The sequence below is a fragment of the Streptomyces spiroverticillatus genome (genome assembly GCA_014650415.1).
GTDB lineage: Bacteria > Actinomycetota > Actinomycetes > Streptomycetales > Streptomycetaceae > Streptomyces > Streptomyces spiroverticillatus.
In genome coordinates, this window is record BMUX01000005.1 from 84,405 (window position 1) to 98,541 (window position 14,137).

Annotated in this window: 13 protein-coding genes; 6 read left to right on the forward strand and 7 right to left on the reverse strand. The window is 72.2% G+C overall.

The features are described from left to right. Window positions 1-80: 80 nt before the first annotated feature. From IE269_RS14865 to IE269_RS14895, 7 genes are all read right to left on the reverse strand, one after another. Window positions 81-2,162: a flotillin family protein gene (locus tag IE269_RS14865; RefSeq protein WP_189823424.1), complete on the reverse strand. Its 2,082-nt coding sequence runs from the start codon at window positions 2,160-2,162 to the stop codon at window positions 81-83. An 88-nt stretch (window positions 2,163-2,250) separates the two neighbouring features. Continuing rightward, the gene (locus tag IE269_RS14870) at window positions 2,251-2,901 is read right to left on the reverse strand and encodes a hypothetical protein (protein ID WP_189823425.1); all 651 of its coding nucleotides are present in this window, start codon (window positions 2,899-2,901) and stop codon (window positions 2,251-2,253) included. A gap of 179 nt (window positions 2,902-3,080) precedes the next feature. Further along, window positions 3,081-3,983 carry a sucrase ferredoxin gene (locus IE269_RS14875; protein WP_189823426.1) on the reverse strand — a complete coding sequence of 301 codons (903 nt, stop codon included), beginning with the start codon at window positions 3,981-3,983 and terminating at the stop codon, window positions 3,081-3,083. Window positions 3,984-3,987: 4 nt separating this feature from the next. Further along, window positions 3,988-5,193 (reverse strand): cupin domain-containing protein, encoded by a 1,206-nt coding sequence (locus IE269_RS14880; protein WP_189823427.1) that lies wholly within the window; start codon window positions 5,191-5,193, stop codon window positions 3,988-3,990. Next, complete coding sequence (locus IE269_RS14885; protein WP_189823428.1) at window positions 5,190-5,573, reverse strand: BatC protein; 384 nt, start codon at window positions 5,571-5,573, stop codon at window positions 5,190-5,192. The genes IE269_RS14880 and IE269_RS14885 overlap by 4 nt, the downstream gene beginning before the upstream one ends. Window positions 5,574-5,758: 185 nt before the next feature. Then, window positions 5,759-6,085 (reverse strand): nuclear transport factor 2 family protein, encoded by a 327-nt coding sequence (locus IE269_RS14890; protein WP_189823429.1) that lies wholly within the window; start codon window positions 6,083-6,085, stop codon window positions 5,759-5,761. A 151-nt stretch (window positions 6,086-6,236) separates the two neighbouring features. Then, a complete protein-coding gene (locus tag IE269_RS14895) occupies window positions 6,237-6,431 on the reverse strand; it encodes a hypothetical protein (protein ID WP_189823430.1) in 195 nt (64 codons plus the stop codon). Window positions 6,432-6,593: 162 nt separating this feature from the next. Between IE269_RS14895 and IE269_RS14900 the strand changes: the two genes are divergently transcribed. The 6 genes from IE269_RS14900 (at window position 6,594) to IE269_RS14925 (ending at window position 13,986) form a co-directional block, all read left to right on the forward strand. Next, a complete protein-coding gene (locus IE269_RS14900) occupies window positions 6,594-7,595 on the forward strand; it encodes an Lrp/AsnC family transcriptional regulator (RefSeq protein ID WP_229897696.1) in 1,002 nt (333 codons plus the stop codon). Between the two features lie 219 nt (window positions 7,596-7,814). After that, window positions 7,815-9,239, forward strand: a complete 1,425-nt coding sequence (locus IE269_RS14905; protein WP_189823431.1) for an amidase — start codon at window positions 7,815-7,817, stop codon at window positions 9,237-9,239. A gap of 64 nt (window positions 9,240-9,303) precedes the next feature. Then, on the forward strand, window positions 9,304-9,552 hold the full coding sequence (locus IE269_RS14910) for a hypothetical protein (RefSeq protein ID WP_189823432.1): 249 nt from the start codon (window positions 9,304-9,306) through the stop codon (window positions 9,550-9,552). Beyond that, complete coding sequence (locus IE269_RS14915) at window positions 9,549-10,991, forward strand: SLC5/6 family protein (protein ID WP_189823433.1); 1,443 nt, start codon at window positions 9,549-9,551, stop codon at window positions 10,989-10,991. The genes IE269_RS14910 and IE269_RS14915 overlap by 4 nt, the downstream gene beginning before the upstream one ends. Before the next feature lie 71 nt (window positions 10,992-11,062). After that, window positions 11,063-12,457: a malonyl-CoA decarboxylase domain-containing protein gene (locus IE269_RS14920; protein ID WP_229897698.1), complete on the forward strand. Its 1,395-nt coding sequence runs from the start codon at window positions 11,063-11,065 to the stop codon at window positions 12,455-12,457. Between the two features lie 14 nt (window positions 12,458-12,471). Next, complete coding sequence (locus IE269_RS14925; protein ID WP_189823434.1) at window positions 12,472-13,986, forward strand: malonate--CoA ligase; 1,515 nt, start codon at window positions 12,472-12,474, stop codon at window positions 13,984-13,986. Window positions 13,987-14,137 lie beyond the last annotated feature (151 nt).

The window sequence follows — 14,137 nt, forward strand, 5'->3', positions numbered from 1 at the left end:
TGTACGTACCTGTGAGCGGATGGGACGGGAACAGGCGGTCAACTGCACTCTCCGGGACGGCAGTTGCCCGCATGCGAAGGTCAGCCGGTGGACACACCGTTCAGCGCGGCGCCGGTCTTCGGGCCGTCCTTCAGGGCCGAGAGCTGCTGGTCGCCCAGGCCCAGGCGTTCCGCCGTGTCGAGCAGTTCCTGGATCTGGGTGCCGTGGCGGCCTCCGACGCCCCCGCGCATCAGCTGCATCAGCAGGGCCGACACCGTCAGGTTCTGGACGTCCCCGCTGCTCAGCGACCCCAACATCTTCGTCAGGTCCTCGGGGAAGCTCGCCGAGCCGTCCAGCCACGGGCCCGCCAGGGTCTGCGCGGTGGTGGAGTTCTGGACGAAGCCGTCGATGCTCTTGCCCAGCGCGATGGATCCCGCGATCCGGTCGAAGAAGGCTCCGTCGCCCCCGACGATCTGGATGTCCGCGCTCTCCAGCCCCGTGGCCAGCACCGTCGCCTGCGCCTCGGCCACCTGCCGCTGCGCCTCCAGGCCCGCGAGGCGTACGTCCTTGTCCGCCTCCAGGCGCAGCCTGAACTCCTCGTGCGTACGGGACGCCTCGTCCAGGGCGGCCATCGCGGCGGCCTTCTCGGTCAGGCCCTCCGCCTCGGCCTTCAGCTTGCCGCCGATGGCCGCGGCCTCCGCCTCCGCCATCGCCCGGGCTCCCGCGGCCTCCGCCGCGAGGCGCGCCTCGGTGGCCTCGGCCTCCGCGCGGCCCGCCTTCTCGGTGACAGCAGCCTCCGCGTCCCGTACCCGGACCTCGGCCAGACCGGCCGCCGCCGCTTCCGCCTGGATGCCCTCGGCCAGCCGCAGCTTGGCCTGCGCGTCCAGGTCGGCGGACTTCAACCGGGCCTCGGCGAGGGTGAGTTCCTCGGCGGCGCGGTGCACGGCGGCGGCCTCCGCAGCCTCCGCCGCCTTGATGTCCTTGACCAGATTCTCCTGCGCGACGGCCTCCGCCGCGATGATGATCGCCTGCCGGTCGCGTTCGGCCGCCTCGACCGCGCGCAGCCGCAGAATGGACTCCTCCTGCTCGGCGACCGTACGGTCCACCGCCACCCGCTCGCGCACCACGTCCGCGATCTCCCGCTTCTGCGACTCGACTTCCTTGTCGGCGGCGATGCGGCGCAGCTGCGTCTCGCGCTCGCGGGCGATGACTTCGAGCAGGCGGTCCTTCTCGATGCGCTCGGCCTCGACGGCGATGACGCGTTCGCGGTTCTTCTGCGCGACTGCTATCTCGCGGGCCTGGTTCTCGCGCTGGATGCCGAGGTCCTCCTCGGTCTTGAGGAACGCGGTCTGGGCGCGCAGCCGCTCCTCCTCCATCACCCGCGCCGTCTCGGCCTCTTCCCGCGCCCGTACGGTCTCCACCTCGCGGCGCTGCTTGATCTCGGCGTCGGCCTGCCGGCGCTCCAGCTCCAGGATGGCTTCGCGGGCGTCGACGTTCTGCCGGGTGATCTCCTTCTCCTCGTGCCGCTGGTACTCGTTGGTGCGCACTCGCTCCACGGCGGTCAGTTCGGTGATCTTCCGGATGCCCTGGGCGTCCAGGATGTTGCTGCTGTCGAGCTGGGAGAGCGGGGTCTGCTCCAGGTAGTCGATCGCCGCGTCCTCCAGGCTGTAGCCGTTGAGGTCGGTGCCGATGACCTGGATGATGCGGTCGCGCAGTTCGTCGCGCTTGGTGTAGAGGTCGGTGAAGTCGAGCTGCTTGCCGACCGTCTTGAGGGCCTCGGAGAACTTCGCGTTGAAGAGCTCCTGGATGGTCTCCTTGTCGCTGGCCCGTTCGGTGCCGATGGCCTGGGCGACCTTGATGACGTCCTCGACGGTCTTGTTGACCCGGACGAAGAAGGAGATCCGGATGTCGGCGCGGATGTTGTCCTTGCAGATCAGGCCGTCGCGGCCGGTGCGGGTGATGTCGATGGTCTTCACCGAGATGTCCATGATCTCGGCCTTGTGGAGCACGGGCAGCACGACCTGCCCGGTGAAGGTCACGTCGACCTTGCGCATCTTGGAGACGATCAGGGCCTTGCCCTGCTCCACCTTGCGGAAGAGCCGGGTCAGGGTCAACAACAGGCCTACGGCCACGAGCAGTACGACGGCGCCGAGCACGACGGCGCCCAGGGTGATGGCATCCATGGGGAATCCCTCGATGAGAGGTACGGGTTGCGGCGGGAGCGGGGCGCGTGGGCCCGGGTGAGGAGGTGCGCGGGGCACGGCGGGTGTCTCAGGCGCGCGGGCCGGGCTCGGTGCCGTACGGCCCGATCCCGTACGACCCGATCCCGTCCAGCTCGATCCCGTACGCCGAGACCCAGAAGAACTCGCCCTCCTCGTCGTACGCGTAGAGCAGCCCGGTGCTGCCGAGCGCGAGCGCCTCGGCCCCGTACTGCCGTACCTGCACGACGGCCGTGGAGCCGTCCCGGGCCGCGACCTCCGCCTGGCCGAAGCCCGCGTCCACCCGTCCCGTACGGATGGTGCAGGTCAGCCCGACGAAGTCGTGCCGGGACGGCCCGGGTTCGTCGGGGAAGAGCTTGGCCAGCGGGCGTACGCAGATCCGGGTCAGCACCCAGGCCAGCGTCACGGCGGACACGAGCACGGCGGTGCCCAGCGCGAAGCGGCCGGTGCCGCCGAAGCACGCGCGGGCGGCGAGGACGGAGCCGGTCAGGCTCAGGAACCAGGTCAGTGCGACGAACAGCGACGCCGACAGGGCGACCGGCACTCCGCCGAGCCCCAGCGCGTCGGTGTTCACGTCGCTCTCGAAGCTGTCGTGGTCGGCCCCGCCGATCAGCACGAGCAGCCAGAAGCCCACGACGACGACCAGTGCCGCCGTGAACAGCGCGGTGGGGAAGCTCGCGGCGGCACGAAGAGAGTCCGTCATCAGCCCGTCCCCCTCGCTTCCGTCCTCCGGCAGGGTCCGTCCGTTCCCCCTGCCGCCGCCACGATCGTGCCAGGGGCACAGGCGTTCGCGCATTGCCGGAATCCGGCAATCTTTACGCGTTCTTGATGCCGGTCGGCGCGCGGCCCGCACGGCTGGGCCGATCAGGTGACGGTGACGGCTCACGCCGGGCGCACGGCGGTGACCTCGTACGTGAGGGCAGTGCTGCGGGCGTGCCCGTTGCAGGTGAGCCGGAGCGGCGGCGAGCGGTGGGAGCGTACCTCCACCTCGTACGTGGACAGGCCCGGCGCGAGGCCGGCGACGCGGACGGACCACCGGTCGTGCTCGCGGTCGCGGACGGTCTTCTCCACCGCGTAGGCGTGCCGTCCGGCGGGCCCTGCCCGGTGCAGGACCGCCGAGACGGCGGCCTGTTGCGCCGGGGTGAGGTCGGTGTAGCCGCGCAGGTGGGCGGGGTGGATGCGGTCGGCGAGGTGGGCTTCCACGGTGGTGAGGGCGGCGTCGGCATCGAGGTTGCCGTAGTAGACACCGTCGGGGGCGACCAGCACGTTGGCGGCGAACCGGTCGCCGCCGACGTGCGTGCACTCCCACACCAGCTCGGGCCAGCGCTCGCTCAGCGCCCGGCCCACCGGCCGGCCGCGCACCGCGCAGCAGGCGTCGTGCACGCCGTGGGCGCAGACGAGCAGGACGGGCGGGTGGCCGGTCTCGCCGGGTGCGTCGAGGGCGTCGGCGATCTGGATCAGGTCCTCGTCGCGGGTCCAGGTGCCCCAGTGCTGCCGGTGGGCGCCGTCGCGTTCGCCGCGCAGGACCGCCCAGCGGGGCGGGGTGTCGGTGCGGCGGCGGCCGTGGCGGCGGATCAGCAGGATGCGGGCCCGCAGCGCGGCGGCGGCCGCGTAGACGCGGGCCTTGGTGACGGGCTCCAGGTCGAGTCCGTCGAAGCCGTTGGCGGGCCAGCTGCCGTGGTGCTCGACGAGCACCCAGATCGAGCCGTACGGTGCGGTGCCCGCCAGTGCGTCACCGCGTGCTCGGGCGGCATCGGCGCAGAAGAAGCGGCCCGGTGTGGTCATCGCTTCACCCCGTGGCAGGTACCACGACGCCCGCACGCAGCAGTCGTACGACCAGGTCCTGCCCGAGATCGCCGGTGGTGTGCTCCCCGCCGTCGAGCAGCCGCCGCACCTGCTCCGCCTCCGCCTCGGCGAGGTCCAGCCAGCCGACCCGGGTGCTGAGCCGGCTGCCCTCCAGCCGTGCCGCCAGCGCCTCCCGCAGTCGTACCGGAGTGTCGGCGGTGACCCCTTCGAGGGCCGCCAGCTGGGCCAGCGGTCCCATCGGCTCAGGGCGGCCCTGGGCCCTGCGGGCGCGGTGGAAGCGCGGGACGGGGTCGCTCGCGGTGAGCGCCGCCGCAAGCCGCTCCCGTACGAATGCGAGGTCGTCGTCCGGGGCGTCCACGCCCAGCGGCAGCGAGGCGCGCATGGCGGGGTCGTCGCGCAGCAGCGCCAGCGCGGACTGGACGAGCTGCTCGGCCAGGGCGTGGCGGGTCCAGTTGTGCACGCCGAGGGTGAGGTGGACGGAGACCTCGCCCTGGGCCTCGGCCGCGTGCAGCCAGCCCCGGGGGAGGTAGAGGACGTCGCCGGGCTCCAGCAGGGTGTCGATGACCGGTTCGCCCTTCGCCGCTTCGGCGACGGCGGCCCGGTGGTCGGTCCAGGGCTGGTCGCGGAGGGGGTCCGGGTGGACGGGTGCGTGAATGACCCAGCGCTTGGTGCCGGCGATCTGGAGCACGAAGACGTCGTGGACGTCGTAGTGGGCGTCGAAGCCGCGGTTCTGGGGCGGGGTGACGTAGGCGTTGGCCTGGACCGGGTGGCCGAGGTCGGTGCTGAGGGCGGAGGTGAAGTCGGTGAGGGGCTGCCAGGTGCGTTGCAGGGCCTGGAGGACGAGGGTGGCGCCGTCGGCGAAGGCCCGCCACAGGGCGGTGTCGTCGAGCTGGTCGGTGATGGTGGCCCCGACGCCTCCGGAACTCGTGAAGGACGCCTCCGGGAGTGTGGTGCCGTTCTTGGCGACGCGCAGGAAGGGCGTCCGCAGTCCGCGCCGGGCGATCAGCTCGTCCACGGCGCCGGGCGAGAACAGGTCGGAGAAGTCGCTCGCCGCGCGGGTCAGGAGCGGGGTGCGGGCCCAGACGTCACGGGCGAATTCCTCCCGGCCGAGGCGGGTGAGACGCGACTCCAGGACACCGCGGCCGTGGTCGGCGGCGGTGTCCTGGAGGTCGAGGGAGCCGACACTCAATGTGCGCCGCCGTCCGCACCGCCGTCGTGCACGCCGGGCGTCCCGGCCGCACCACCGTCGGCCGGACCCTCGGCACCGCCATCGGCACCGCCGTCATGGACGCCCGGGGTGCCTGCCGCGCCACCGTCGGCCGGACCCTCCGCACCGCCGTCGGCACCGCCGTCATGGACGCCGGGGGTGCCTGCCGCTCCGCCGTCGGCCGGGCCTTCGGCACCCCCGTCCGCACCGCCGTCGTGCACGCCCGGGGTACCGGCTGCCCCGCCGTCCGCCGGACCCTCCGCGCCACCGTCGGCACCGCCGTCATGGACGCCGGGGGTACCTGCCGCTCCGCCGTCGGCCGGGCCTTCCGTCTGGGTCGGGTCCTGCTCGGGGTGAGTCATGCTTCCTCCTGCGAGTCGGGTGTGGCCGCTGAGGCTGGTGAACGCCCTTGCGCGGCTCCCAGTACCCCTCAAAAGCTCACCCACTCGTGCCCCACCGGCAACCGGAGCCCGCAGGGCCCAATCCGGAGGATCACCCCGGCCCGCTCAGCCCGTCCTCGACCGTACTCAGCCGTCCTCGGCCGTCCTCAGCCGTGGAACTCGACGCGGTCGATCAGCCCTTCGCGCACCCGGTAGACCACCAGCACGCGGACCGGCTCGTCGCGCAGGCCGTGGGCGATCTCGTGGTCGACGACCCAGTCGCCCTCGGTGAGCCGCCCGGAGATCTCCGCCCGGCAGCGCCCCTCGGCGAAGACGGCGGTGTACGCCTCCCGCAGTTCCTGGCGCCCCCTCAGCTCGCTGCCGTCGCGGCGATGGATCACCACTTCCTCGGCGTAGGTGGCGGTGAAGGCGTCGATGTCGTGGGAGTTGTAGGCGGCAAGCTGCCGGTCGACCACTGCGCTGGGTGCGTTCATGCCGCTCATTCTCGTGGCCCGCGGAGCGGCGGCGGCAGGCGGGGGCCGGAGGGGGCCGGAGGGGGCCGGAGGGGGCCGGAGGGCCTCCGGCGGCTCCGTGCGGCGGAGCGCGGGCTGCGGCTCAGGACGGCCCCAGCCCGCCCGGCCGTCCTCAGGCCTTGATGACCTCGACCTTCTTGTCACCGGCGGTCGCCTGGACCGTCGGCTTCACCGTTCCCGTCTCCCGGTCGCTCGCGGTGGAGGCGTCGCTCGCGGAGGGGCTGACCGCGAGGGCGATACCGGCGGCCGCCAGGGCGGCGACGACGGTGGCGGCGGCGATGTTCTTCATGGGCTTCATGGGCTTCATGGGTTTCCTCCCGAAGATGGTGGCACGTGGTGAAGGTGTGGTGAATCTATCGCGCAACTGCCCGACAGGGAACGGGTGTTGGATCACCACCCGAAGCGGCCGGGAACCGGCGACGTCGGCAGCCCCCGGAGCACCGGAAAGGCCGGGGTTAGGGTGGCTGGCGTGAATGCGCTGGGTGGAAGCCTCGATGACCTGGACCGCCGTATCGTCGCCGCGTTGCAGGTGGACGGGCGGGCTTCCTGGCGGCGGATCGCCCAGGCCCTCGACGAGCCGGAGCGGACGGTGGCCCGGCGCGGCACACAGCTGCTGGGCAGCGGGCAGGTGACGGTCGCGGGTCTGGTGCCGCGCGGGGAGACCGTGATCGTACGACTGTCGTGTCGTCCCGAGTCCGTGCGCGAGGCGGCGGTGGCGGTGGCCCGGCGGGAGGACACGGTGTTCGGTTACGCGCTGGCCGGGCCGGTGGACTGCGTGGCCGAGGTGCAGTGCCCGCCGGAGCAGTTGTCGCGGTTCATGCTGGAGGAGGTGCCGGGCGTCCCCGGCCTCGTATCGAGTCAGGTGTCGCCCGTACTGCGCTACTTCCGTACGGTGCACGACTGGCGGCCGGGAATCCTGGGCGCGGACGAGACGGCGGCACTGGACCGGTTCCCGTCGGCGGCCGAGGGCGTGGGGGTTCCGGACGTCGAGATCGGCCCCGAGGAGCGGGCGATCCTGCGGGCCCTCGCGGTCGACGGGCGCCGCACGCACGAGGAGTTGGCGGCGGTCGCGGGCGTGTCGGAGGCGACGGCCCGTCGGCGGGTGGAGGCGCTGTCGCGTTCGGGGATGGTGAACATCCGGGCGTCGGTGGAGCCCGCGCTGCTCGGGCTGCCGGTCGAGGCGATGCTGTGGATCAGGACGCGTCCCGACGAAGTGGAGGCGGTGGGGCGCCTGTTGGCGAAGTCGCCGCTGGTGCGGTACGCGGCGGTGGTGATGGGTGAGCACCAGCTGCTGGTCGACGTCACGCACCCGTCGCGGGAGGCGTTGTACGAGTACCTCACCACGGCCCCCTGGGTGAGCCGGGTCGAGGCGGTGCAGTCGCACCTCGTGGTCGAGGCCTTCAAGCGCAGCGCGATGCCGACTCCGCTGCTGCGGGAGCTGCTGGCCGCCCGGGGCGCGGCGAAGGACTGACGTAGAGGACTGACGCACCGGAGGAGAAGCCAACCGGGCGGCGGCCGTGCATCGGCCGCCGCCCGGTTTTTCGGCGTTCCCGGACCCCCGGCCGCAGGGAGTCCGCAATCGGCACAGCCACGAGCACAGTGGCCAGAAAATTCACCATCGCCAATCCATTGACTGTTTTCGTCAGTCGGTCGCAGGATGGGGCCACCCCGACCCCGCACAAGGACGGTTATGACCGACGACGACCTCTGCCACTCCGACGCCACCGATCTGGCCGCCCGCATCCGCCGCCGCGAGCTGTCCGCCCGCGAGGTCGTCCGGGCCCACCTGGACCGGATCGACCGGGTGAACCCCGCGATCAACGCCGTGGTAACCCTCGACCCCGAGGGCGCCCTGGCCGCCGCCGCTGCCGCCGACGAGCACCTGGCGCGCGGCGGGGAGGCCGGGCCGCTGCACGGGCTGCCGATCGCGTTCAAGGACACCCACCTGACCCGGGGCATGCGCACCACCCACGGCTCGCCGCTGCACGCCACCGACGTGCCCGACCACGACGAGCTGCTGGTCGAGCGGATCCGGGCCGCCGGTGCGATCCGTATCGGCAAGACCAACGTCCCGGAGTTCGCGGCCGGTTCGCACACGTACAACCCGGTCTTCGGCACCACCCGCAACCCGTACGACCCCACTCGCTCGGCCGGCGGCAGCAGCGGCGGTGCGGCGGCCGCCCTCGCCGCCGGGCTCCAGCCCCTCGCGGACGGCAGCGACATGGGCGGCTCGCTGCGCAACCCCGCGTCCTTCTGCAACGTCGTCGGGCTGCGCCCCACCCCCGGGCGGGTGCCGACGGAGACCGGCTCCAACCTCTGGGACACCCTGGCCGTGGCCGGGCCCATGGGGCGCACGGTCGCCGACACGGCCCTGCTGCTGTCGGTGATGGCGGGCCCCGATCCACGCTCCCCGATCAGCCTGGAGGAGCCCGGTTCGGCGTTCCGTACGGTACGCGAGCGCGACCTCACCGGGCTGCGCGTCGCCTGGGCGCCGGACCTGGGCGGCCGGGTGCCGGTCGACCCCGAGGTCCTGGCGGTCCTCGCGCCGCAGCTCAGGGTCTTCGAGGAGCTGGGCTGCCGCATCGAGGAGGCCTGCCCCGAACTGGACGCCGCCGAGGACGTGTTCCGCACCCTGCGCGCCCACGAGTTCGCGCTCGGCCTCGGCGACACGCTCGACGCGTCGCGCGACGCCCTCAAGGCGAGCATCGTCTGGAACGTCGAGGAGGGCCGCCGCCTCACCGGCCCCGACCTCGCCCGCGCCACCGCCGCGCACAGCCGCCTGCACCTTGCGGCGGTGGACTTCTTCTCCCGGTACGACGTGCTGCTGGCCCCGGTCAGTCAAGTCGCCCCGTTCGACGCCGAGTTGGAGTACCCCCAGGTCATCGCGGGGCAGGCCCAGCACACGTATCTGGACTGGATGCGTTCCGCGTACTTCGTCTCGGTGCTGGGTGCTCCGGCGCTCAGCGTGCCCGCCGGGTTCACACCCGAGGGGCTGCCCGTCGGCATGCAGATCGTCGGCGCACCGCGCGCCGAGCGCACGCTGCTGGAGGTCGGCGCTGCGTACGAGGCGGCCACCGGCCACGGGCTGCGCAGGCCCGGCCTTCCTGTCGCCTGACGACGCACCCGCCTCCTGTTCGCCTGACGACGACCCCGCCTCCTGTCCCGGGAGTTCCTTGCTCATGAGTCCGCACACTTCTCGTCCGGCACGTCACTCACTGTGGGCGGCCGTGCCCGTACTGGCCTTCCTGGCCACGCCGTTCCTGCCCTTCGTCAGCGGGCCCCACCTGTGGCTGGGCCTGCCCTCGGTCCTCGTCTGGTGCGTGCTGTGGACCGCCGGAACCAGCGCCGCCCTCGCCCTGGTCGAGCACCTCGCCCACCACGGCGAACCCGAAGAGTCCGCCACGCCCACCCCGGAGGTCCCCCGATGAACACCGTCATGGTGATCACCCTGCTGGGCATCGTCTCCATCGCCGTCGTCGGGATGACCGGCCGCCGCGCGAAGTCGAAGGACCTCGGCGACTGGACGGTCGGCAAACGCGGCTTCTCCTCCGTCGCCACCTGGTTCCTCCAGGCCGGCGAGTCCTTCACCACCTTCAGCTTCCTCGGGCTCGCCGGTCTGGCCTTCGGCGGCGGTGTCGCCGCCTGCTACGCCCTCGCGTACCTCGCCATCAGCATCGTCCTCCAGTACCTGACCGGCCCCCGGATCTGGCGGCTCGGCCGCGACCGCGGGTACATCACCCAGGCCGACTTCTTCGCCGACCGCTTCAACAGCCCGCTGCTCGGCAAGGTCGTCGCCGTCGTCGGTGCGGTCTTCCTCCTCCCCTACCTGCAACTCCAGATCACCGGCCTCGGCCTGATCGTCCAGCTCGCCACCGGCAGCAAGGCGGGCGGCACCCTGAGCATGGTGCTGGCGACCGGGCTCACCGTCGCGTTCGTCCTGTGGTCCGGCATCCGGGGCCTCGCCCGCGCCGCGTACCTCAAGGACGTACTGATGGTGGTGGCCCTGCTCGCGCTGCTGATCGCCGTGCCGCTCTCCTTCGACGGCGGCGTCGGACAGCTCTTCCACGACGTCCAGGACCAGCACCCCACCCTGCTCGGCTTCCACGGGGAGTACGACACCACCTTCTTCGTCACCGCCACCGTGATCAGCGGCATCGGCGGCGGCCTGGCCACCATGGCGCACCTGTGGCCGCCGGTCCTCTCCGCCCGCAGCCCGCAGGCCCTGCGCCGCAACTACGTCTGGCTGCCGATGTACCAGGTGGCCCTGGCCGTCCCGGTCCTGGTCGGCTTCGCGGGCATCCTGCTGCTGAGCCCCGACAGCGGCTCGCAGGAGATCCTGCTCACGCTCGCCGGGCACACCATGCCGGACTGGCTGGTCGCCGTGGTCGCGGTCGCCGCCGCCTCGGCCGCGATGGTGCCGTCCGCCGCCATCGTCATGGGCATCTCCACCCTCGTCTCGCGCAACCTGCTCCCCGCCCGCACCGAACGCTCCCGGCTGCGCGCCAACCATGTGTGCGTGGTCGTCGCGGCGGCGCTCGCACTCGTCCTCGGCCTGACCCGCCCCGACCTGCTCGGCAACCTGCTGCTGCTCACGTACGGCGGCCTCTCCCAGCTCGCCCCGGCCACCCTCGCCGCACTGGCGAAGAAGAACCTGCTGGGTACGATTCCGGCGCTGCTCGGCATCGTCACCGGCGTCGCGGTCCTGGCCTGGCTCACCTTCGGCGGAACGGACATCGGCACCTGGGACGCGGGCCTGATCGCCCTGGCGCCGAACCTGGTGGTCACGGTGGTCGCGCAGCTCGTGGTGCGGCGGCGGACGGCCGGGGCCGAACGGGCGACCACCCGCAAGGAAGCCGTCGCGGCGTGACGAAGGACCGGGGGCGGTACGGAGACCCGTACCGCCCCCGGCGCGGACAGACAAGGGAAAGGCGCAGGACATTGGAACGGCACGAGGACCGGCACGACGACCAGCACCAGGACGGACCCTCGGACCGGCACCAGGACGGACGCCGCCCCGACCGGTCCGAGGACTGGCTGCTGACCGATCTGTTCGAAGTCCTCGGGCAGCGGCGCGGTGACCGGCGGGCCGCCGCCGAGGACTCTCCCCTGGAGCAGGTGCTCGCCGCCTGCGAGGTCCTGATGAGCGACGTCGGCGAACCCTCCCTGCGCGCCGTCGCGACCCGGGCCCTCGCCGCGTACGCCCAGCTCGACGACGCAGGCAAACGGGCCTTCTTCACCCACGTCACCCGGACCTACGACGCCGACGCCGACCAGGTCCGCGCCGCCTACCACCGCTGGGAGGAGGCCCGGCGCACCGGCTCCCGGGGCGAGGCGGAGCTCGTCCGCCTCTTCGACGCGGTCGAGCCGCCCCGCCAGCAGTTGCTGCGCCGGATGAACCACGCGCCGGACGCCACGCTCGCCCTGGTCGGAATGCGTGCGGACGTACGCCGCCTGATGCGCGAGGACCCGGCGCTGCGGCCCCTCGACCACGACCTCCACCACCTGCTCACCTCCTGGTTCAACCGCGGATTCCTGCACATGGCGGAGGTCACCCGGGACGCGCCGCCCGAGCTGCGCCACCACCTCATGCGCGGCGAACGGGTCCACCCGATGGCCGACGAGGACGAGCTGCGCCGCCGCCTGGAGCCCGAGGACCGCCGCATCTACGCCTTCTTCCACCCGGCCACGGGGGAGGTGCCGCTGATCTTCGTCGAAGTCGCGCTCGTACGAGGCCTCCCCGACCGCATCACCCCGCTGCTGGCCCCCGGACCGGCCCTCGACCCGGCGGAGGCGGACACCGCGGCCCTCTACTCCATCAACAACGCCATGGACGGGCTGGCCGGGATCTCCTTCGGCAGCCTGCTCATCAAGCAGGTCATCGAGCAGGTCGGCGAACAACTCCCCCACCTGACCCGCTTCGTCACACTCTCCCCGATCCCCGGCTTCCGCCACTGGCTCACCGAACAGGCCGAGACGGACCCCCAACTGGCCTTGCTGGCAAGGAATTTGGATGCACGTACGGACCCGGACGAAGTGCGCCCCCGCCTCCTCCCCGTCCTCACCCGCTACATCGCCGCCGAACGCCGCGCCGACGGACGCCCCCTCGACCCCGTCGCCCGCTTCCACCTCGGCAACGGCGCCGCCGCCTGGCAGCTCGACTGGCCCGCGAACGACTCCGCCGAGGCCTGGCGGCAGTCCTACGGCGCGATGATCAACTACCTCTACGATCCGGCCCAGTTGGAGCACCGCCACGAGGACTTCGTACGACGCGGAACGGTCGCGCTCGACGGCCCCCTGCGGAACGCACTCACCTCGCCCACGAACGCCACCTGAAAGGAACCACCCCCATGCCCCCCTTCACCACCCTCTACCAAGCGTTCGCCGCACAGGCAGAACGCCACCCGGCCAAAGCCCTCTTCGAGCTGCCCGACGGCCGGGGGATCAGCTACGCCGAGACCGCGCGGACCGTGCACCGCATCGCCGCACGGCTCGTCGCCGACGGGGTCGTATCGGGCGACCGGGTCGCCGCACAGGTGGAGAAGTCCCCGGAGGCCATCGCGCTGTATCTGGCGACGTTGCAGGTCGGGGGCGTGTTCCTGCCGCTCAACACGGCGTACACGGGCGCGGAGATGGACTACTTCCTCGGCGACGCCCGCCCCCGGGTGCTGGTCTGCTCACCGGAGCGCAGGGCCGAGTACACGGGCGATCTGACGAACGACCTGACGATCGAGACCCTCGGCACGGACGGCGACGGCACACTCCTGGACTCCGACGCCTCCTGCGACGAGGCGCACGAGGCATCCGCCGACACCCCGGCGGCAATCCTCTACACCTCCGGCACCACCGGCCGCTCCAAGGGCGCGGTCCTCACGCACGGCAACCTCTCCTCCAACTGCCAGGCCCTGCTGTCCACTTGGCAGTTCACGGAGAACGACCGGTTGATCCACGCCCTCCCCATCTTCCACGTCCACGGACTCTTCGTCGCCGCGAACATGGTCATGGCGGCCGGCGCCTCCATGTACTACCTGCCCAAGTTCGACACGGAGACGATCCTCGACCTGCTGCCCCGGGCCACGGTCCTGATGGGCGTCCCCACCTTCTACACCCGGCTGCTGCGAAGCGACCGCCTCACGACGGAGGCCTGCGCCGCGATGCGCCTCTTCGTCTCCGGCTCGGCACCGCTCCTCGCGAGCGACCACGAGGCCTTCGAGGCCCGTACCGGACACGCCATCCTGGAGCGTTACGGGATGACCGAGACCGGCATGAACACCACCAACCCGTACGGGGGCCCGCGCAAGCCCGGCACGGTCGGCAAGCCGCTGCCGGGTGTCGCGGTACGCGTGGTGGACCCCGAGACCGGCAAGCCCCTGCCCGACGGGGAGATCGGCAGCATCGAAGTACACGGCCCCAACGTCTTCACCGGCTACTGGCAGATGCCCGAGAAGACCGCCGCCGAATTCCGCCCCGACGGCTTCTTCATCACGGGCGACCTCGGCCGCATCGACGAGGACAGCCACCTGTGCATCGTCGGCCGGGGCAAGGACCTGGTCATCTCCGGGGGCTACAACATCTACCCCAAGGAGATCGAGACCCTGCTCGACGCACACCCCACGGTGCTGGAGTCCGCCGTGATCGGCGTACCCCACCCCGACTTCGGCGAGACGGTGGTGGCGGTCGTCGTCCCGGCAGCGGGCGGGAAGCCGGAGGAGTCGGAACTCCTGGCCTCGATCGCGGACGACCTGGCCCGCTTCAAGCACCCGAGGGCGGTACGGGTCGTCGACGAACTCCCGCGCAACGTCATGGGCAAGGTCCAGAAGGCCGAACTCCGCAAGCAGTACGGGGACTTGTTCACGGGTGCCTGACCAGGGCTCCTGGGCTCGAGCCGGTGGTGCACCGGCTCGAGCGGGGCGGACGATCCGGGCGGCGCGGCCCCTCCCCTGCTGCAAGGCGGGCACCCGTGCGGGGGCGGAGGTGACGACACGATTCGTGGAGGCGCGGCTGGGGCGTACGGGC

Coding starts and splice junctions, on each gene's coding strand:
- IE269_RS14890 (WP_189823429.1), bottom strand. CDS start 6,085: ATGAACGCACCCAGCGCAGTGGTCGACCGGCAGCTTGCCGCCTACAAC.
- IE269_RS14925 (WP_189823434.1), top strand. CDS start 12,472: ATGCCCCCCTTCACCACCCTCTACCAAGCGTTCGCCGCACAGGCAGAA.
- IE269_RS14895 (WP_189823430.1), bottom strand. CDS start 6,431: ATGAAGCCCATGAAGCCCATGAAGAACATCGCCGCCGCCACCGTCGTC.
- IE269_RS14885 (WP_189823428.1), bottom strand. CDS start 5,573: ATGACTCACCCCGAGCAGGACCCGACCCAGACGGAAGGCCCGGCCGAC.
- IE269_RS14905 (WP_189823431.1), top strand. CDS start 7,815: ATGACCGACGACGACCTCTGCCACTCCGACGCCACCGATCTGGCCGCC.
- IE269_RS14915 (WP_189823433.1), top strand. CDS start 9,549: ATGAACACCGTCATGGTGATCACCCTGCTGGGCATCGTCTCCATCGCC.
- IE269_RS14865 (WP_189823424.1), bottom strand. CDS start 2,162: ATGGATGCCATCACCCTGGGCGCCGTCGTGCTCGGCGCCGTCGTACTG.
- IE269_RS14870 (WP_189823425.1), bottom strand. CDS start 2,901: ATGACGGACTCTCTTCGTGCCGCCGCGAGCTTCCCCACCGCGCTGTTC.
- IE269_RS14910 (WP_189823432.1), top strand. CDS start 9,304: ATGAGTCCGCACACTTCTCGTCCGGCACGTCACTCACTGTGGGCGGCC.
- IE269_RS14875 (WP_189823426.1), bottom strand. CDS start 3,983: ATGACCACACCGGGCCGCTTCTTCTGCGCCGATGCCGCCCGAGCACGC.